13 protein-coding genes are annotated in these 18,972 nt (G+C 46.6%); 10 read left to right on the top strand and 3 right to left on the bottom strand.

Annotated features, from left to right (window positions below):
* The first annotated feature begins 239 nt into the window (after window positions 1–239).
* From ileS to HMPREF0670_RS04050, 7 genes are all read left to right on the top strand, one after another.
* Entirely contained in the window at window positions 240–3,680 is a 3,441-nt protein-coding gene (ileS, locus tag HMPREF0670_RS04080; RefSeq protein ID WP_009229903.1) for an isoleucine--tRNA ligase, read from the top strand.
* A gap of 16 nt (window positions 3,681–3,696) precedes the next feature.
* Window positions 3,697–4,077, top strand: coding sequence for a TraR/DksA family transcriptional regulator (locus tag HMPREF0670_RS04075; RefSeq protein ID WP_009229902.1), 381 nt, complete (start codon window positions 3,697–3,699; stop codon window positions 4,075–4,077).
* 88 nt (window positions 4,078–4,165) lie between these two features.
* Window positions 4,166–4,822 (top strand): lipoprotein signal peptidase, encoded by a 657-nt coding sequence (locus HMPREF0670_RS04070; protein ID WP_009229901.1) that lies wholly within the window; start codon window positions 4,166–4,168, stop codon window positions 4,820–4,822.
* A 13-nt stretch (window positions 4,823–4,835) separates the two neighbouring features.
* Window positions 4,836–5,708: a DUF4296 domain-containing protein gene (locus tag HMPREF0670_RS04065; protein ID WP_232213853.1), complete on the top strand. Its 873-nt coding sequence runs from the start codon at window positions 4,836–4,838 to the stop codon at window positions 5,706–5,708.
* Window positions 5,672–5,887, top strand: a complete 216-nt coding sequence (locus tag HMPREF0670_RS04060) for a hypothetical protein (RefSeq protein ID WP_009229899.1) — start codon at window positions 5,672–5,674, stop codon at window positions 5,885–5,887. Before HMPREF0670_RS04065 ends, HMPREF0670_RS04060 begins: the two co-directional genes overlap by 37 nt.
* A gap of 107 nt (window positions 5,888–5,994) precedes the next feature.
* A complete protein-coding gene (locus HMPREF0670_RS04055; RefSeq protein WP_044077680.1) occupies window positions 5,995–7,647 on the top strand; it encodes a M23 family metallopeptidase in 1,653 nt (550 codons plus the stop codon).
* 19 nt (window positions 7,648–7,666) lie between these two features.
* Window positions 7,667–9,319 carry a dipeptidase gene (locus tag HMPREF0670_RS04050; RefSeq protein WP_009229897.1) on the top strand — a complete coding sequence of 551 codons (1,653 nt, stop codon included), beginning with the start codon at window positions 7,667–7,669 and terminating at the stop codon, window positions 9,317–9,319.
* Window positions 9,320–10,968: 1,649 nt separating this feature from the next.
* Here HMPREF0670_RS04050 and HMPREF0670_RS04040 read toward each other — a convergent pair.
* Entirely contained in the window at window positions 10,969–12,243 is a 1,275-nt protein-coding gene (locus HMPREF0670_RS04040; protein WP_009229896.1) for a M64 family metallopeptidase, read from the bottom strand.
* A gap of 213 nt (window positions 12,244–12,456) precedes the next feature.
* Window positions 12,457–13,371: a glucosaminidase domain-containing protein gene (locus HMPREF0670_RS04035; protein ID WP_009229895.1), complete on the bottom strand. Its 915-nt coding sequence runs from the start codon at window positions 13,369–13,371 to the stop codon at window positions 12,457–12,459.
* Between the two features lie 265 nt (window positions 13,372–13,636).
* On the opposite strand from HMPREF0670_RS04035, the gene HMPREF0670_RS04030 reads away from it, so the two are divergent.
* From HMPREF0670_RS04030 to HMPREF0670_RS04020, 3 genes are all read left to right on the top strand, one after another.
* The gene (locus HMPREF0670_RS04030; RefSeq protein WP_009229894.1) at window positions 13,637–14,020 is read left to right on the top strand and encodes a 2-amino-4-hydroxy-6-hydroxymethyldihydropteridine diphosphokinase; all 384 of its coding nucleotides are present in this window, start codon (window positions 13,637–13,639) and stop codon (window positions 14,018–14,020) included.
* A 139-nt stretch (window positions 14,021–14,159) separates the two neighbouring features.
* A complete protein-coding gene (locus tag HMPREF0670_RS04025; RefSeq protein ID WP_009229893.1) occupies window positions 14,160–16,121 on the top strand; it encodes an ABC-F family ATP-binding cassette domain-containing protein in 1,962 nt (653 codons plus the stop codon).
* Window positions 16,122–16,209: 88 nt separating this feature from the next.
* On the top strand, window positions 16,210–18,243 hold the full coding sequence (locus tag HMPREF0670_RS04020; protein ID WP_009229892.1) for a M13 family metallopeptidase: 2,034 nt from the start codon (window positions 16,210–16,212) through the stop codon (window positions 18,241–18,243).
* 20 nt (window positions 18,244–18,263) lie between these two features.
* Here the strand turns inward: HMPREF0670_RS04020 and HMPREF0670_RS16205 are convergent, their stop codons facing one another.
* Window positions 18,264–18,494 (bottom strand): hypothetical protein, encoded by a 231-nt coding sequence (locus HMPREF0670_RS16205; protein WP_157579538.1) that lies wholly within the window; start codon window positions 18,492–18,494, stop codon window positions 18,264–18,266.
* Between the last annotated feature and the right edge of the window lie 478 nt (window positions 18,495–18,972).

Here is an 18,972-nt window from a genome sequence, read left to right as displayed (position 1 = left end):
GCAAACTTACTAAAAAATGCCATATTAGGCAAGAGTAGCACCGAAAAACAATTGTAAGGTGTTGCCAACTCCTTCGTTAACTTGTGCTTTTGTCTGCGCATTCGCGCTTACATTGGGCATTCAATAGTTGCATACCATTGGGCATATAGCCTTTTTCGTACCTATACTTGGCTATAATAACTTTTTTTCTTACCTTTGCGCTTTGTATAAACAAAGACGTATAAAATAAGGTATAGAATATGGCCAACAAATTTGCCGAGTACAAAGGACTTAATCTTACGCAGACCAACAAAGACGTGTTGGCTGAGTGGGAGAAGAACGACATTTTCCATAAAACGATAGACGAAAAAGAAGGATGCCCACAATTCGTCTTTTACGAAGGGCCTCCGTCGGCCAACGGACATCCTGGCATTCACCATGTACTCGCTAGAAGCATCAAAGACACTTTCAACCGATATAAAACGATGAAGGGTTTCCAAGTGAAACGCAAGGCAGGATGGGACACGCACGGCTTGCCTGTGGAACTTGGAGTTGAGAAAGAATTGGGTATTACCAAGGCAGACATCGACAACAAAGAGTCTGCTAAGTACATCTCCGTTGCCGACTACAACAAGAAATGCCGTGAGAATGTGATGATGTACACGGCCGAATGGCGCGAGCTGACCGAGAAAATGGGGTACTTTGTCGACCTCGACAACCCATACATCACCTACGACAACAAGTATATCGAAACCCTTTGGTGGCTCTTGAAGCAGCTGTACACCAAGGATATGCTATATAAGGGCTATACCATACAGCCCTATTCGCCAGCAGCAGGCACAGGACTTAGTTCGCACGAGCTGAACCTTCCGGGCTGTTATCGCGACGTTAAAGACACTACAGTTACCGCCCAGTTTGAGATAAAGAACCCCAAACCCGAATGGGAACAATGGGGAAAGGCTTACTTCATGGCGTGGACAACCACTCCTTGGACCCTAGCCGCCAACTCTGCACTGTGTGTTGGCCCGAAGATTGACTATGCTGCCGTGCAAAGCTTTAATCCTTACACGGGCGAACCCATCACTGTTGTGTTGGCCGAGGCGCGCCTTAACGCTTATTTCAACGAGGCCGGTAAAGACGTGGAGCTTTCTACTTATAAGAAAGGCGATAAGGTTATACCTTGGAAAGTGATAGCCAACTACAAGGGAACTGAACTTGTTGACATTGCTTATCATCAGCTGCTGCCATTTATTTCGCCGATGGAAGATGGCGCGTTCCGCGTTATATTGGGCGATTATGTTACCACCGAAGATGGTACGGGCATTGTGCACATCGCCCCGAACTTCGGTGCCGACGATGCGCTTGTGGCTCGTAAGGCAGGCGTTCCGCCCATTGTGTTGGTGGATAAGAAAGGAGCAGAAAGACCCGTTGTTGACCTAGAAGGCAAGTATTTTAAGGTGGAAGACCTCGATGCCGACTTCGTTAACAAGTACGTTAACCTGCCCGAATGGAACAAATACGCAGGAAGGTATGTGAAAAACGCATACGATGACACACTGACAGATGCCGACGAAACGCTTGATGTGTCTATCTGCATGGACTTAAAGGCAGAAAATAAGGCCTTTAAGATAGAGAAACATGTGCACAGCTACCCCCATTGCTGGCGCACAGACAAGCCTGTTCTGTATTATCCGCTTGATAGTTGGTTTATCCGTTCAACCGCAAAGAAAGAACGGATGTTCGAGTTGAACAAGACAATTAATTGGAAACCCGAATCAACAGGTACGGGGCGCTTTGGCAACTGGCTAGAAAACCTCAACGATTGGAACCTCTCGCGTTCGCGTTTTTGGGGTACGCCACTACCCATTTGGCGCGATGAAGACGGTCGCGAAATATGTATTGGCTCGCTCGAAGAACTATATTCGGAGATTGAAAAGAGTGTGGCCGCAGGTCACATGTCTTCTAATCCACTTAAAGAACAAGGGTTTGTGCCTGGCAATTATGCGCAAGACAACTACGAACGCATAGACTTGCACCGTCCTTATGTTGACGATATTGTGCTAGTTAGTGAGGCAGGAAAGCCCATGAAACGCGAAATGGACCTCATCGACGTGTGGTTCGATTCAGGAGCAATGCCTTATGCACAGGTGCATTACCCCTTCGAGAATGCCGAACTCATCGACAAACGCATCGCATTCCCTGCCGACTTCATCAACGAAGGCGTTGACCAAACGCGTGGTTGGTTCTTTACGCTGCACGCCATTGCAACAATGGTGTTCGATAGTGTGGCTTTCAAGAACGTTATCTCTACGGGATTGGTGCTAGATGCCAAGGGAAACAAGATGAGCAAGCACGTTGGTAACGTGGTGAACCCCTTCGAAATGATGGAGAAATATGGTGCCGACCCAGTTCGCATGTACATGCTTACCAACTCGGAGCCTTGGGACAACCTGAAATTCGATGCTGAAAGTGTCGACGAAATACGCCGTAAGCTCTTCGGAACGCTCTATAACACCTATTCGTTCTTTGCTCTCTACGCCAATGTAGATGGTTTTGATTACAGTCAAGCCGACGTTCCCCTGAACGAACGGCCTGAGATTGACCGTTGGATTCTGTCGGAATTGCACTCATTGGTTGAGGGTGTGGAGCGCGAAATGGACGACTACGACCCCACAAGGGCTGGCAGATTGATTGATACTTTTGTGAACGACGACCTCAGTAACTGGTATGTTCGCCTCAATCGCAAACGTTTCTGGGGTAAGGAGATGAGCCAAGACAAGCTCAGCGCTTACCAAACGCTGTATACTTGCCTTGAAACAGTGGCTAAACTGTTGGCTCCGTTCGCCCCATTCTATGCCGACCAGTTGTATCTCGACCTCACAAGGGCTACCAATCGTGGGCATTTGCAATCGGTTCACTTGGCCGATTTCCCCGTTGCAGACGACAATTGCATCGACCGCGAATTAGAAGAGCGCATGGAAATGGCCCAAAAGATAACCTCGATGGTGTTGGCTTTGCGCCGTAAGGTGAACATCAAGGTGCGTCAGCCCCTGCTGCAAATCATGATTCCTGCTGTAGACCAACGTCAAAGAACGCACATCGAGGCAGTGAAAGACCTCATTATGAGCGAAGTAAACGTTAAGGAACTGAACTTCGTTGAAGATGGAAAGGGCATGCTTGTTAAGAAAGTGAAGTGCAACTTCCGTACAATGGGTAAGAAGTTTGGTAAGCTGATGAAAGGTATCGCTGCCCAAATGGAAACCTTGGAGCAAGAGGCCATAGCCGACTTGGAACGCAATGGAAACATCAACTTGATGGTTGAAGGCAACGAAGTGACGGTTGAGGCGGCCGATGTAGAGATTATCAGCGAAGACATTCCAGGCTGGTTGGTGTCTAACGAAGGCAATCTGACCGTAGCTCTCGAGGTGGAACTCACCGACGAACTGGTAAAAGAAGGTATGGCGCGCGAGATTATCAACCGCGTTCAGAACCTACGCAAGGAAAGCGGACTGGAAATTACCGACCGAATAAAGGTTACCTTGGCACCCAATGCCCAAACGGATGCAGCTGTGGAGGCCTTTGGCGATTACATCAAGAGCCAAGTTCTGGCCGACGACCTCCTTGTACAGCCCAACGATGGGAAGGAAATCGCCTTCGAGGACTTTAACTTGAACATTCAAATAGATAAAATAATTCACTAAAAACCCTATCTAACTTATGGCTAACAAAACACGTTACAATGACGAGGAACTAGAAGAGTTCCGCGTTATTATCAACGAGAAACTAAGGCTTGCACGCCGAGATTACGAGGCCATGATGCGTACCTTGATGAACGCTGACGGCAATGATGTAGACGATACTTCACCAACCTACAAGGTTTTGGAGGAAGGAAGTGCAACGCAAAGTAAGGAAGAGCTGATTCAATTGGCCAATCGGCAACAGAAGTTCATTACTGGGCTAGAAGCAGCCCTTGTGCGAATTGCCAACAAAACCTATGGCATCGACCGCATAACAGGCGAGCTTATACCCAAGCAAAGACTTATGGCCGTTCCTCATGCCACGCTAAGCGTGGAGTCGAAGAACGCGCGCAAACGTTAAAATACGCGCCTTAACACAACAGATGTCTTGCCCCTGCAACAAGTTTGTGGGGCGCAAGGCATTGTGCTGAACAACAGAAAAACCATTCATGGCAAAAGGAAAAGAGTTATTGACAGATGGCCGCTTGGCCATATTATTGGTGATTGTAATCCTCATCATCGACCAGGTTATCAAGATTGAGGTGAAGACAAGCATGTCGTTAGGTGAGGCCATTCACGTTACGGATTGGTTTTACATCGACTTCGTGGAGAACAATGGCATGGCCTACGGCATGACTTTCATCAACAAGTTGGTTCTTAGCATTCTGCGATTGGTGGCTATTGTCGTTATCGCCCGCTACATTTGGAAGGTGGTAAAAAAAGGCATGCGTACGCGATATGTCGTTTTCCTTTCCATGATACTAGCCGGCGCGATGGGAAACATGGTCGATTCCATGTTCTATGGGCTGATATTCAATGCCTCCACACCCTTTACGGTGGCCTCGTTTGTTCCCTTTGGCAGTGGCTATGCCGACTTCTTAACGGGTAAGGTGGTAGACATGTTCTACTTCCCACTCATCGTAACCACCTATCCCGATTGGTTCCCGTTCAAAGGCGGAGAGCAATTTGTGTTCTTCAGTCCCGTGTTCAACTTCGCCGATGCTAGCATCAGCGTTGGTGTTGTGTGTCTTTTCTTGTTTTGTAGAAAGGAATGGGAAACCATTTCGTTTAGCTTTTCGAGAAAGAAGAACGTTAACGAAGAATAACATGGTGAATGTGGTGAAAAGGATTATTGGCGTATTCATGTTCGCTTTGCTCTTGCTTACGGCCCAAGGTTGTAAGCCAGGCGTGCCTAGCCAGTACATCCAGCCCGGCGAGATGGAAGACATTCTCTACGATTACCATCTTGCAGGGGCAATGGCGCGTAACAGCATGGGCGACGGAAAGGACGAATACGCCTATCGTTTGGCCGCATTAAAGAAACATGGCGTAGACCAAGCGAAGTTCGATTCGTCGATGGTTTACTACATGCAAAACACCAACATGCTCCACGATATATACCAACGACTTTCTAAAAGACTTGAATCAGAAGAAATGGCCTTAGGCGGAGCCGCCGCCAATTACGACCGCCTTTCGTCTAAGGGCGATACGGCCAACGTATGGAATGGCGACCGTTCTGTGGTGTTGACAAGTCAGATACCTTATAATATGTACTCGTTCGCCATAAAAGCCGATACGAGTTTCCATAAGGGCGACCGCTATTTGTTGGAGTTCGATGTTCAATTTATCTTCCAAGAAGGTGTTCGCGATGCCGTGGCGGTTATGGCTATGACCCTTGCCAACGACAGTGTCGTGGCACAGACCATCCATATCTCATCGCCCTCGCACTTCACCTTGCAGCTGAACGACGACGAACGGCAGGGTATCAAGCGAATAAACGGATACTTTTTGCTGAACAACGAGAAAGCTTTTGGGGGCATGCAAACCACACTTCGACTGCTGCCCATCTACAATATTAGGCTAATAAAAATGCGTGCAAACGCTCCCGAACAGCCAAGTAATCAGCCCGAGCCCAACAAGATAGACTCGGCTGTGACCATAGACGACCCGAAGCAATGGATGAACGAAAGCTCTACGCTGCCAACACGATAGTTCACGGCGACGTGATACTGAGGAATGGGGTGGTGAACATAGCCAAAGGCGCAGTGCAAAGCTATTCACCTCTCGACGGCGAACAGGCCAATACCATTTGGCTTGGTGGCGAAATTGTTCTGAAAGAGCATGATAACGGGGAACTTCGGGCATTTCACAAGGGCGTGTTACTAGAATAAGTGCAAGCCAATAGCCGGTGTTTCAGCCGTATTTGGCTTTCACATACACGGCCCCTTAACTTAAACATTGCCTTTCTACCTTTTAATTGACAAGTAATAAACATGGCATGACGAACATCTTACTATCTATAATGCTGGCGGCCAATGTGCTTTTTGGCTCTCCTGTAAACTATCCCATCTCTTTGGCTGGTAACTTTGGCGAGCCTCGCCCCAACCATTTTCATGGTGGAGTGGACGTAAAGACCGATGGAGTGGAGGGAAAGGCCATCTTTTCCATTGGCGATGGCTACGTGTCGCACGTCTCTGTGGGCTACGATGGCTTTGGAAATGCCGTATATGTACACCATCCCGAAGGCTATACCAGCGTATATTGCCACCTGAAAACCTTTACCCCTGCTATCAAAGCTATGGTTAGAAAGTGGCAGTATGTCAACAAACAGTCTACGGGCGACATCTGGTTTAAACCCACCGACCTACCTGTTGCAAAGGGACAACTCATTGCCATTAGCGGAAATTCGGGCGCATCGGAGGCACCGCACCTGCATCTTGAATTGCATGAAACACGTTCGGGCGACATGCTCGACCCTCTCGACTTCATCGGACAACATGTTAAAGACGCCCTGGCACCTATGGCGCACGGCTTTATGGCCTATCCCGTAAGTGGCGAAGGGGTATTTAACAACAACCCAGGCAAGTCCTCGCATTCATTCTCCTCACACAATTTGCCCAATAAGTTCACCGCTTGGGGCAAGGTGGGCTTTGGTATATGGGCCAACGACTACATGGAAATAACCTATAATAGATATGGTGTTAAGAAGACCGAGCTGTTGGTTGACGGCAAAAGCGTTTTCAAAAGTAACGTCAATCGCATTCCTTACGAAAAGACTGTTCAGGTAAACGCATGGGGCGACCATGAACATTTCTTGCGATATAATGTGTGGTACATGCACTCGTTTCTCTATCCGGGCATGGGATTGCAAATGTTATCTGCCGACAAAAACAAGGGAATAGTGAACTTTAACCAAGAAAGGGATTACCATTTGGAGTATGTGCTGACCGACTTTAAAGGCAACACAAGCCGATATACGTTCACCGTGACAGGACAAAAACGCGCTTTCGCTCCCCAACGGCAAGCAAGTACGCTACGAAGTGTGTATTGGAACAGGCCATACGCCTTGCAGACAGACGGGGTGCAGTTGTTGATAAGACCCAATTCGGTGGCCAACGCCATTACCTTGACACCGGATATCAGTCGTAAAGACGACGCTCTGTCCAACGCTTGCACGTTCACCAACAACGCCGAACGGCTTTTCCGTCCTGCACGGATAAGCTTGAAACTGACGAAACGGGTAAAAGACACTTCTAAACTATACATCAGCGGGCGCGGTTTTGGTACGCGTTATCTGGGTGGAACATACGAAAAAGGCTGGGTTACGGCCAACATGCGCGACCTGCACCTCCAATATTCCATCGACTACGACGACGAACCGCCCATTGTTTCACCTGTGGGACAAGGCAATTGGAACGCCACGAAAACCATCAAGCTAGGGCTTACCGATGCGAAAAGCGGCGTAGACACATACCAAGGCTACATAGATGGGCGGTTCGTATTGTTCGAAGACGTGCCGTTAAGTCCGTGGGTGGCGTGCAAACTGGCCGAAACACCCATCAAACGCACGGGTAAACAACGCCGTTTGACGTTCTTCGCCACCGACAATCAAGGCAACAAAAGACGTTTTGAAACAGATATTCTTTATTAATCAAACTAATTATACAGTTATGAAGAAGCTATTGCTAATTGCCGCCTTCTCCCTAGTTGGGCTGGGCAGCTATGCTTGCACCAACTTCATTGTGGGTAAAAAGGCAAGCAAAGACGGGTCGGTCTTCTGCACATATAATGCTGACGACTACGGTATGTTCATCGGATTGTGTCATTTCCCCGCAGGAAAGCACGCCAAAGGAGAAATGCGTAAGGTGTTCGATTGGGACAGCCACAAGTATCTGGGCGAAATTCCAGAGGCACCTATTACCTATAACGTTATCGGAAACATCAACGAACACCAAGTCTGCATTGGTGAAACCACATACGGAGGACGGGAAGAAATGACCGACTCAACGGGCTTGATAGACTATGGCTCGCTTATATACATCGCCTTGCAGCGTAGCAAAACGGCACGCGAGGCTATCAACGTGATGACCACTTTGGTAAACACCTATGGCTATTACTCTGGTGGCGAAACTTTCACCATCTGCGATCCCAACGAGGCTTGGATTATGGAGATGATGGGAAAGGGCGCAGGAAGTAAAGGTGCAGTGTGGGTTGCGGTGCGCATTCCCGACAACGCCATTTGCGCTCATGCCAACCAAAGTCGCATAACAAAGTTTATGCAATACCCCAAAGGCGACGTAATGTACTCGAAAGACGTTATCAGCTTTGCACGTTCAAAGGGTTGGTACACGGGTAAGGATAAGGATTTCTCTTGGCGCGATGTCTATGGCGAACCCACTTTCGGAGGAAGAAGGTTCTGTGATGCACGTGTTTACAGTTTCTTTAACCGCTTTGCCGACAACTTCGACCGCTATTTGCCTTGGGTTCTTGGCAAGGACCCCAATGCCGAAGACATGCCTTTGTGGATAATTCCCAACAAGAAAGTAAGTTTCGAAGACGTTGCTGCTGCCATGCGCGACCATTACGAGGGCACGCCTTTGGCATTGGACAGCTCCAATGTTGGTGGTGGTATATGGCAAATGCCTTATCGTCCCACACCGCTTTATTATACGGTAGACGGTAAAAAATACTTCAACGAACGTCCTGTATCTACCCAACAAACCGCTTTCAGCTTTATTGCTCAACTGCGTTCTTGGTTGCCCAGGCAGATTGGTGGCATCCTTTGGTTTGGCAACGACGATGGAAACATGGTTCCCTATACGCCCATCTACTGCGGAAATACCGTTCAACCCGAATGCTATAATACGCCTGGTGCCGATGCTTTGAACTTCTCGGACAAGAATGCGTATTGGGTTTGCAACTGGGTTAGCAATATGGTTTACCCACGTTACAGCCTTCTTTTCCCACCGCTTAAAGCCATGCGCGACAGTCTTGAAAACAGTTATTTGGCTCAACAGCCACAAGTAGAAAAGCGTGCAGCCGAACTTTACAACACAGACGTGGCGAAAGCCGTTAAGTATCTGAACGATTATAGCAACGAGCAGGCACAATCTATGTTGAAGAACTGGAAAGAATTGGCCACCTTCCTTATCGTAAAGTATAACGACATGGCTGTTAAACCCACCGAAGGACGCAGTTTCAAACGCAACAAGGAAGGTCTTGGTGCAAAGGTTCAACGCCCTGGCTATCCTGAGGCTTTTGCTCGCAAACTGGTAAAGGAAACGGGCGACTGGTATCTTGTACCCGAAGAAAAGAAAAAGTAAGAGGCTAAATATTGGGTATTAAAGGCACAAGGTGCGTTGTGAAAGCTGTGTCGCTACAAGCCAAGTCTTAACCACTGATTTGCCTTTAACCATACACGAAAGCCCCACTGCATGGCCACATTCTTTGGTCGGCAGTGGGGCTTTTTCTTTTGTTTTCACTCACGTTGATATAAGTAGACCGATAGTCCTAATTTGAAGGCGAACAGAATGGTTTTTGAAATGCTGGTTGTACACCGCCGTTTTGTTGTCAATGAAGTCGTCTTGACTTTTAATGTTTCTATACATTAAGAGGCGTTTGTTCTCTCTGTGATGCCAACACATGATAAACATCCTTCTCATACACGAAGTGCAGGACAAATCAGACCACCGCGGCTTTTAAACTCACGAAAGACCAATAATTCCCGAACACATCAACTTACAAATTGGAAAACCCACAAACTCATCAGCTCAAAAATCTTAAATCATTATCTTTTATTTTACAATGTCGCTCTAATTTTCGCTCCGTTCTAGCGAAAATATAGGCCATAAAGTAGGTAAATCGCCCCTATTTCTAGCCTTTCACTCCTTACAACATGTTCAATTTTAAGAAAAATACCTGCATTTTGTACCATTTAGCCTTTCTAGTTTGGTTGACAACCCATGATTTTAACAGCTCCCAAGACCACTTTTAGACTCCAAAACCCCACTTTTTAACGACCATTTTGCCTTTTTGGGCCCAGTTTTTCATGGTTCTTAAAGGTTTTGTTTATACAATTACAGTGGATATTTATGCTTTTTACCTTGCGTTTAGCTGTATTTTGCACTGCGTTTTGCACCATTTTACCTTGCGTTTTGCACCAAAGCGCATTGTGTTTAGCACCAAAACGCATTGTATTTAGCACCAAAACGCACTGCATTTAGCACCAAAATGCACTGCGTTTTGCACCATATTGCACTATATTTTGCTATAAATAGCCCAAAAGGTGGTGCAAATGGCGACATCTTTAAATAAATATTCATTTCGCTGCATTCACATGCTACCCCCTTTTTGCATCAAAACAAACCTTCGCGAGAATCGATTTTTTGCGGCCAAGTGAGCGATTGGTGGATAAAAAGGCACTCATAATGTTAAATTTTCTACTGAAAACCTGACAAAATAATTATATTGCATGCACGCGCAAGTGGGCAGCGACACCGAAAGGACGTTCGTTTACAACAACCAGCGCGAGCGGTTGTGGGGGATGTTACTCACGACCAACCAAGACTACATCATGGAAAAGCAGAAGTAATCTGTTATCGGCAAGCCGTTTTCAACTTGTGGAGAACGTATGGAACATACTTCCGCCAAGTCGCCTTCTGAAACATAGCCACGTTTTGCCACAGACAAATGGGGCCGTATCTCAGGTTTTTATCGTATCCCCGTCCTGCACTTTGTGCATGAGCAGAATGTTTATCTCGGTTTTACCACACAAAGAAAATAAACTCCACCCAACTTTTATGGAACCATTAAAAGTCAAGACAACTTCAATGTCTTGGTGAAAACGGTTTGTATCGCGGCTACAAACATGCTTGTACGCACACTATAAGCGGCTTGTAGTGTCTGTACAAGCCGCTTTATAGTGTAATTACAAGGGGCTTACAACTTCGTGTTCCAAAGTTGTTTTCTTGGCCTATTTGGTATAGAAATCAATGAACCTTGTTAGGGCTTGCGTACACACAGGGCAGAACTCAGGAAACTCGTTTGTGCGCATCCTGCAATCTTGATAGCCACGATAAACGCCTTTTAGGCTATATCCAGCACCTTCGTAAGCGCCAACTGTTTTCTTATTCTTCTCGGTTGCAGGTGTAGGTATTGGCGTATTCTTCTTAACGAGGTTTTCCCATTTCCCTTTGAAGTTCACTAATGTAGTGAGGTTTTCTTCCCAAGGTTCGATGTCGCGTGGGTACATTGAAATGCTTTCGGCCTCGTAGGCATATTCATCGCCCAGTCCTGCAAAGCTATGTCCAAACTCATGTACAACCACTGGCTTGAACTTCTCGTGGTGGGTCATAGACAGGTTATAAGAGTTAAGGATACCGCCACCGCCATACTTTTCGGTGTTCACCAACACAATAATATGTTCGTATGGTGTGCCTGCCAACCAGTCGTGCAGTTCGAATAGGTTCAGCGTAGTAAGGTAACGGTCGCTATAAAACGTGTCGAAGTGCGAGTGCAACGCCGTATTTTTCCATATTCCCTTAGAGGGTTCGCTTGTTCCGCTCTCCTTTGAGGGCGATTTCACCGCCACAATGTTAAATCGGTTGCGTGTAGACTTAAATGGTTCGTGGGCAAACAGGGCCTCGGTTGCCGCTTTGGCATCTTTTAAGAACACGTCCATTTCTGCATCTGTGTAGCCTTCTGCAATGTAGGCGATGTGGATGCAATGGTTCGGGTCGGCTGCCTTTTGGATCGTTTCGTAAGGAGTAACGGATGTTTCGCCTATTTTTCTAATCAAGATGTCCTTTGGAGCCACCGTGTGCGTTAGGCTAGCCACCACCTGTCGGCGGTTGTTTCGCAGGTCGATGGTAATCTCCACCGTGTCTTTGGGCATTGGAACGAGGAACACATTTTCGAAAGACTTGGACGACGACTTGGCCTCGTCGTAGGTAAGCCATTCTTGAAACAGCGTTGAGAAAGAGTTGCGGTAAATCACTTGCTTGTCTTTCTTCCGCCTAACAGTAATCTGTCCGTTGCCTTCAACAGGTATTTCTGCAAGCCTTTGCCGTTTGCCGTACCATCCGGGCATGACGTTTAGCTTGGCCACAGAAATCTCTTGTTTGTTTACATTCCCGGCAAATGTGTAGTCAATGCGCAGGGTTCGGTTGTCAAACTCGTCGTCGAATCGTTGCGACCACGCAGTCAAAGTACTCGCCAAGGCGAGAATTGATAGTAGTAGTGTCTTCATTTTATAGTATGATGTTAAACGATAATAATTGTCTAGAATTGTTAGGTGTAGGCAGATTGCCGCATGGTGTGGCTGCTTGTAGGCGTTTGCGGTTCGGGCCAAATGCGCAACGTGTGCACTACGTCACCGCTAGTTGTGGCAAACAATGCGCTTACGCCCGCACTATGGGGCGTAAGCTGTTGGCGTTTGGTTGCCCATTGCGCAGGGTGGCTTTTAATAAACCCTCAACACGGCACCAACCTTTATCTGGTAATCTTCGGGCAAGTCGTTCATCTTGTACAGGCTCTTCACGCGAATGCCGTACTTTTGTGCGATGTCGTACATGCTCTCGCCAGGTTTAACCACGTGTGGCCTGTCCTTGAATTGTTTCTCTGCATGCTTACGCTTCTTTTTGAGATAGATGATGTCGCCTTCGGCCAGCACGTCATTCTTAGAACGTTCGTTGGCTTTGGCAAGCGACCTAGCCGAAAGTTCCAGTTCTTCGGCCAACGACTTAAAGGTGTCTCCTCGTCTTGCGCGTAGATAGTAGTTGTCGTTGTATTTGTATATCGGGTGCAGGCGCATGTTGCTGCTACCCGGCAGATAGTTGCCGGCATGTTTGGCAAAGAACTTGTCGTAGTCTTTTGCCGAGTCGTACAAGTATAGCTTATAAAGCTCAATAACATTAATCAGTTTCGTGGCATAACTAGGGTCTGTGGCATATCCGCATGCCTTTAATCCCTTGGCCCATCCGCGATAGTCGTTAGGCGCGAGTGCAAAAAGCGACTTGTAACGGTCGCGCTTTAAAAACTGGCTATGGTCTTCGTAGCTTTCTTTCGCACTTTTGTACGACCTAAAACATTCGTTTTTGGCATCGTCGTCGTGGTAAGTCTTACGCCCTGTCCAGTCGTGACACTTAATGCCAAAGTGGTTGTTGCCCTTTTTTACCAGTGCGCCCTGTCCTGCGCCACTCTCCAATAGCCCTTGCGCCAACGTGATACTGGCGGGAATGCGATGTTTGAGCATCTCTTCAATGGCCAGATCCTTATATTGACTGATGTAAGTTTGGTACACCGAATTCCACCGCAACTGTGCCGAAACGGGGAGAACAAGTGCTATTGTGGTAAGCAGAACAACTATTTTCTTCATATAAAACTGATTTTAAGCACAAAAGTAATGATTATTATTGTAACTTCGCACAGTCGGACAAGCATATTATAAGTATTTCAACCATTCTTCACCTTGTTGCATCGTTTTTATAAACAATTAGCTATTGCAAAAACGATTAGCCCTCTCCATTAGAAAACATGGAGCTGTAGGTGGAAGTGTCGCATTAGTTTCAAATTATTATTTCTTATTCTCATCAGGGGATGCCTTATTTTTTGTAACTTTGTGTACCTAATGTTATAATCCGATGAACCAACAAACGCATTACATCTTATTAGCCTTGGGGAGCAATGTCGCGGCCGAGCTGCATATCGAACAAGCAAAAGCGCGATTGTCGGCTGTTTTCCCACAACTGCGATTTTCGCGTTCGCTTATCACTCCCGCAATAGGCATTGTTTCGCCACCATTTATAAACTGTTTGGCCGAGGGGTATTGCAGTGTGCCGTTGGAAGAAGTAATAGTCGCGCTAAAAGACATTGAGGCGCAGATGGGAAGTGTGTCCGAAGAGCGCAAGAAAGGCATTGTGAAGATAGACATAGACTTGTTGCAGTTTGATAACACGAAACGTAAAGCCGACGATTGGAGTAGGGATTATATTCAATTACTACTTAATGAGTTAAGCTGTAAATAAGCAATCATTGCTTAAACAGCATAACAACCAATCTTATTTGGCAAACAATAAAAATGTAGTTGTGGCCAAGCTAATCCTAAAACAAACGTCCATACTTTCAAACAAAATGATTAACTTTGTGCGAGTAAATAACAAATAAATGATTTCAGTTGAAGGTTTAACGGTTGAGTTTAGTGTAAAGCCGTTGTTTAAGGACGTTAGTTTTGTGGTGAACAATCGCGATCGCATTGCTTTGGTTGGCAAAAACGGCGCAGGTAAGTCTACCATGCTCAAAATATTATGCGGAAAACAAAAGCCCACGGCGGGCAATGTGTCTGTTCCTTCGGGAACAACTGTGGGCTATTTGCCACAAGTAATGGTGCTTGAAGACGACACAACGGTAAAAGAAGAGGCCAGAAAAGCCTTTGCCGACAATACGGAATTGAAGGCACGCGTTGAGCAGTTGAACAACGAACTGAGCGAAAGAACCGACTACGAAAGTGAGGATTACATGGCTCTGGTTGAGCGATTTACCCACGAACACGAACGTTACCTGATGCTGGGTGGCAACAATTACGAGGCCGAATTGGAGCGAACGCTCATCGGGTTGGGGTTTAACAGAAACGACTTAGACCGCCCAACGAGTGAATTTAGTGGTGGTTGGCGCATGCGTATCGAGCTGGCAAAGATTCTTTTACGTAAACCCGACGTGCTGTTGCTCGACGAACCCACCAACCATTTGGACATCGACAGCATTCAATGGCTCGAACAGTTCTTGGCGCAGAGTTCTGGGTCGGTGGTACTTGTCAGCCACGACCGTGCGTTTATCAACAACGTAACCAACCGCACGCTAGAAATATCGTGTGGAAAGGTGATTGATTATCGTGTGAAGTACGACGAATATGTTACGCTAAGGGCTGAAAGAAGGGAACAGCAACTGCGCGCCTACGAGAACCAACAAAAGGAAATAGCGGACATGAAAGACTTTATCGAGAAGTTTCGCTATAAACCTACGAAGGCCGTGCAGGTGCAGAGCCGCATCAAGCAGTTGGCTAAGATTGTACCGATAGAAGTAGACGAGGTGGACACTTCGGCTTTGCGATTAAAGTTTCCGCCCTGTTTGCGCAGTGGCGACTATCCGGTTATATGCGACGATGTGCGTAAGGATTACGGCGAACACACTGTTTTCGACCATGTTACGTTTACAATTAAACGTGGTGAAAAGGTTGCTTTTGTGGGTAGAAACGGCGAAGGAAAGTCTACTTTGGTGAAGTGCATCCTCAACGAGATACCTTATACGGGCGAATTAAAGATTGGTCATAATGTGCAGATAGGCTATTTTGCACAGAATCAAGCCCAATTGTTAGACGAAAGCCTAACCGTTTTCGAAACGATTGATAATGTGGCGAAAGGCGATATACGCTTAAAAATACGCGACATACTGGGCGCATTTATGTTTGGAGGCGAGGCATCGGACAAGAAAGTGAAGGTGTTGAGCGGCGGCGAACGCAGCAGGTTGGCTATGATTAAGCTGCTGTTAGAGCCTGTTAACTTGCTTATACTCGACGAACCCACCAATCATCTCGACATGCAATCAAAGGATGTGCTGAAAGAGGCCATCAAAGCGTTCGACGGAACGGCCATCGTTGTTTCTCACGACCGTGAGTTCCTCGACGGCTTGGTATCGAAAGTGTACGAGTTTGGCGAGGGTAGGGTGAAAGAACACCTTGGCGGCATATACGATTTTATACGCTCTGCGGCCGCAAACCAGCTCGATAACGCCATGCCTGCTAATATCGACAGCCTTCTGCATACGTCAGCAACCGCTCCAATCAAGACCGACGAAAGCCCAAAAACCGACAATGAAAGCTATGCGCAGCGTAAAGAGCGGATGAAAAAGGTGAACAAAGCCGAGAAAGCCGTGAAGGAATGCGAGGGGCGGATTGCATCAATGGAGAAGCGCATAGCCGAACTTAACGAATTGCTAAGCGACGTGAACAACGCCTCGGACATGACGCTTGTGAGTGAATATACCTCCGTGCAACGAGCCTTAGACAGCGAGAACGAAAAGTGGATGGAACTGAGCGAAACGCTTGAAGAACTGTTGCGGCAGGTGTCGTAGAGCTTAACCGTTTTGGAGAAAATATAAGGTGAGCATATAACTAGTACTAAATATTTAATCATTATTATCCAATAACAAAAAAGAGAACATGAACATGAAACAATTCTTTCCCGCGCTCTTGATGATGGCCTCGCCCACATTGGGCATGGCTCAGGGGCAGTCGGGGCTAGTGATGTCAGACCTTGACAAGTCGGTTCGTGCGGCCGACGATTTCTATCAGTTTGCTACGGGCGGTTGGCAAAAGAACAATCCGTTGCCGGCAGCCTATTCGCGCTTTGGCAGTTTCGACCGATTGCAAGAAGATAACAACAAGCGCATTAACAACATCTTGGGCGAACTGCTGAAAAAAAAGTTCAAACCGGGTAGCACGGAGCAGAAATTGTCCGACTATTACAAGCTGGCTATGGACTCTACTCGCCGCGAAAAGGAAGGGCTTGCACCTGTTGCAGCCTTGATTGCAGAGGTGGAAGGGGCTAAAACCAAAGCCAACCTTGAACAATTTCAACTTAAATATGCCGTTTATGGTTACGGCGTTGGTTTCGGTTCGTACTTCGCTGCCGACGAAAAGAATGTGAAGATGAACATCTTGACTATCGGTCAGGGCGGTTTAACGCTTGGTCAGAAAGACTATTATGTGAACAACGACCCCGCCACGGTAGCCATTCGTGAGGCTTTTCGCAAGCACATCGCACGCATGTTCCGCCTTTATGGCTTTAACGAGGCACAAGCCGATGCCCGTCGCGATGCTATTTTCCGCATGGAAACGGCATTGGCGTTGGTGTCGAAGAGCGTAACCGAACTGCGCGACCCACAAGCCAACTACAATAAGATGACCTTGAAGGAATTTAAGGAAAACTATCCCAACATAAATCTTGAAGCAATGGCTAATGCCGAGGGCGTGAAATCGGCCTATATTCAGGAAATGATTGTGGGGCAACCTGGGTTTATGGAGGGCTACGACAAGCTTTATGCAGCCGCAACGGCCGATGACTTGCGCGCACTTATTGAGTGGGACATCATTCAAAGCTCAGCCTCGTACCTCACGAACGAAATTCGTTTGGCCAACTTCGACTTCTTTGGCAAGACCATGAGCGGCCGAAAGGAAGAATATCCGTTGTGGAAACGTGCCACAAACCAAGTGGAAGAGCAGATGGGTGAGGCATTAGGTAAGATGTATGTTGCTCGTTACTTCCCCGAAACGTCGAAGAAGATGATGGAACAGCTGGTGCGCAACCTGCAAATCTCGCTTGGACAGCGCATTGATGCACAAACATGGATGAGCGACACCACAAAGGCAGCTGCACATAACAAGCTAAACAAGTTCTATGTTAAGATTGGTTACCCCAACAAGTGGATTGATTATAGCAAGCTAACCATCGACCCAACGAAGTCGTATTACGAGAATGTGCTTGCTTGTCGAAAGTTCTCGCACGATAGACACATTCTAACAAGAGCGGGTAAGCCCGTTGACCGCGATGAATGGTTAATGACCCCGCAAACGGTTAACGCCTACTACAACCCCACAACCAACGAGATTTGTTTCCCCGCCGGTATTTTGCAACGTCCCTTCTTCGACCCTAAGGCCGACGAGGCTTACAACTACGGTGCTATCGGCGTGGTTATTGGTCATGAGATGACACACGGCTTTGACGATCAGGGTAGGCAATACGATGCCAACGGATATATGAACGATTGGTGGACTGCATCTGATGCGAAAGGATTTGAAGAGCGTGCTAAACTTTATGCCGACTTCTTCTCGAACATCAAAGTTCTTCCCGACCTCAACGCCAATGGACAGTTTACGCTCGGCGAAAACCTTGCAGACCACGGCGGATTGCAAGTTAGTTTCTTTGCTTTCAAGAACGTAGAGGCCAAAAAACACCTTAAGACCATCGACGGCTTTACGCCCGACCAGCGTTTCTTCTTGGCTTATGCTGCTGTTTGGGGACAAAACATCACCGAACAAGAAATTCGTAACCGCACAAAAGCCGACCCGCATGCTCTGGGTAAATGGCGTGTAAATGGCGCTTTGCCCCACATTGATGCCTGGTACGAGGCTTTTGGTGTGAAAGAAGGCGACAAGTTGTTTATCCCTAAGAACCAACGTTTGTCGCTTTGGTAATGTGATAAGACCGTAAACACTTAATTTACCGTTGCTCGGTGGGGTGCAGTTAAGGCCAAGTTGGCCTTGCACCTATCGGGCAACGGTTTCTTTTTGCTGCCATCTGGCATTGTTTGTCCTCCTATCTTTACTTTGCGCAATGTTTCTAGTGCAAATTTTAATATTAAAACCGTCCTGACTTTTAATCTTTCAATAAATTGATAGGTGTTTGTTGTCTTTGTGATGCCAATACAAGATAGATATTTCTTCATATACGAAGTGTAGGATAAATCAACTCACTGGCTTATACATTCATGAAAAACCAACAACTTCCGAATACATCAACTCAACGACTTAGAAACACAACAACTTATCAACTTGCAAACTCAAGAACTCATAAACTTATCAACTTATCAACTTATCAACTTATCAACTCATCAGCTCACAAGCTCACAATCTCATCAATTCAGTTTGTTGTTTTTATTTTACAATCTCCCTTTAATTTTCACTTCGTTCTAGCGAAAAAATAGGTTATAAAGTAGGTAAATCGCCACTATTTTTAGCTTTTCACGTCTCTTGTTTTGTCTATTTTTAGGTGCAGAACCTGCATTTTGCACCATTTTACCTTTCTAGTTTGGTTGCAAGCTTGTATTTTTTCATGCCCAATTACATGCTTTTAGCCGCTAAAATCCCACTTTTTAACGTTCATTTTCCCCTTTTCAGCCATGTTTTTAATGGGTTATGAAGGTT

Source organism: Prevotella sp. oral taxon 317 str. F0108 (genome assembly GCF_000162415.1).
GTDB lineage: Bacteria > Bacteroidota > Bacteroidia > Bacteroidales > Bacteroidaceae > Prevotella > Prevotella conceptionensis.
This window is presented reverse-complemented; position numbering and strand designations above follow the sequence as displayed.

Bases quoted from the DNA above. Each gene is read 5' to 3' on its own strand.
- HMPREF0670_RS04075 (WP_009229902.1), top strand. From the start codon at position 3,697: ATGGCTAACAAAACACGTTACAATGACGAGGAACTAGAAGAGTTCCGC.
- HMPREF0670_RS04060 (WP_009229899.1), top strand. From the start codon at position 5,672: ATGGATGAACGAAAGCTCTACGCTGCCAACACGATAGTTCACGGCGAC.
- HMPREF0670_RS04070 (WP_009229901.1), top strand. From the start codon at position 4,166: ATGGCAAAAGGAAAAGAGTTATTGACAGATGGCCGCTTGGCCATATTA.
- HMPREF0670_RS04050 (WP_009229897.1), top strand. From the start codon at position 7,667: ATGAAGAAGCTATTGCTAATTGCCGCCTTCTCCCTAGTTGGGCTGGGC.
- HMPREF0670_RS04055 (WP_044077680.1), top strand. From the start codon at position 5,995: ATGACGAACATCTTACTATCTATAATGCTGGCGGCCAATGTGCTTTTT.
- HMPREF0670_RS04020 (WP_009229892.1), top strand. From the start codon at position 16,210: ATGAACATGAAACAATTCTTTCCCGCGCTCTTGATGATGGCCTCGCCC.
- HMPREF0670_RS16205 (WP_157579538.1), bottom strand. From the start codon at position 18,494: ATGAAGAAATATCTATCTTGTATTGGCATCACAAAGACAACAAACACC.
- HMPREF0670_RS04040 (WP_009229896.1), bottom strand. From the start codon at position 12,243: ATGAAGACACTACTACTATCAATTCTCGCCTTGGCGAGTACTTTGACT.
- HMPREF0670_RS04035 (WP_009229895.1), bottom strand. From the start codon at position 13,371: ATGAAGAAAATAGTTGTTCTGCTTACCACAATAGCACTTGTTCTCCCC.
- ileS (WP_009229903.1), top strand. From the start codon at position 240: ATGGCCAACAAATTTGCCGAGTACAAAGGACTTAATCTTACGCAGACC.
- HMPREF0670_RS04025 (WP_009229893.1), top strand. From the start codon at position 14,160: ATGATTTCAGTTGAAGGTTTAACGGTTGAGTTTAGTGTAAAGCCGTTG.
- HMPREF0670_RS04030 (WP_009229894.1), top strand. From the start codon at position 13,637: ATGAACCAACAAACGCATTACATCTTATTAGCCTTGGGGAGCAATGTC.